This is a genomic window from Seonamhaeicola marinus, from assembly GCF_008085455.1.
Genome location: NZ_VSDQ01000672.1, coordinates 1 through 553 on the forward strand (window position 1 = coordinate 1; position 553 = coordinate 553).

A 553-nucleotide genomic window follows, 5' to 3' on the forward strand; every position below is an offset into this window, starting at 1 on the left:
TGCGTTAGGGATTGTAGTGGAAATCCTTTTTTAGCCTTAAAGCTAAAAAAGATTGCAACGTAAAGCCCGACCCCTTGTGGGTAACGCCCTAATATTTTATAGTTCTATTATGGTTTCGTTTAATGTCATTCTTACTTTTTCAAAGTTTGCAAACATATCGTCATCGGCTCTGTGCCCTACGGGTAATAATAATACTGATTTTAGGCCTTTTTCTTTGAGGTTTAGGGCTTGGTTATAGGCTGTTGGGTTGAAACCTTCCATGGGGCAGGCATCTATACCTTCTACGGCGCAAACGGTCATTAAATTACCAAGGGCTATGTAGGCTTGGTTTTTAGACCATTGTTGTTGCTGCTCTAAGGTCATGTTTTGCAACATGCTTGTTAGGTTTTCTCGGTAGGGTGCTAGTATTTCTTCGGGGGTGTTTCTAATGGTTTTTATGTTGTTGAAAAAGGCGTTTACGTCTTCTTTTAAAACGTGTTCTTTTATACAAATTACTAATAAATGTGAGGCGTCTTGTACTTGTGTTTGATTGTAAGAATGTGGCACAAGTGCT

At 39.1% G+C, this 553-nt stretch carries 1 protein-coding gene; it reads right to left on the minus strand.

Features of this window, described 5'->3' with window-relative positions; all coding sequences use genetic code 11:
- Positions 1 to 96: 96 nt before the first annotated feature.
- Positions 97 to 553, minus strand: a 457-nt coding sequence (locus FUA24_RS11110; RefSeq protein ID WP_148542256.1) for a nitroreductase family protein, incomplete at its 5' end; no start/stop codon positions are given.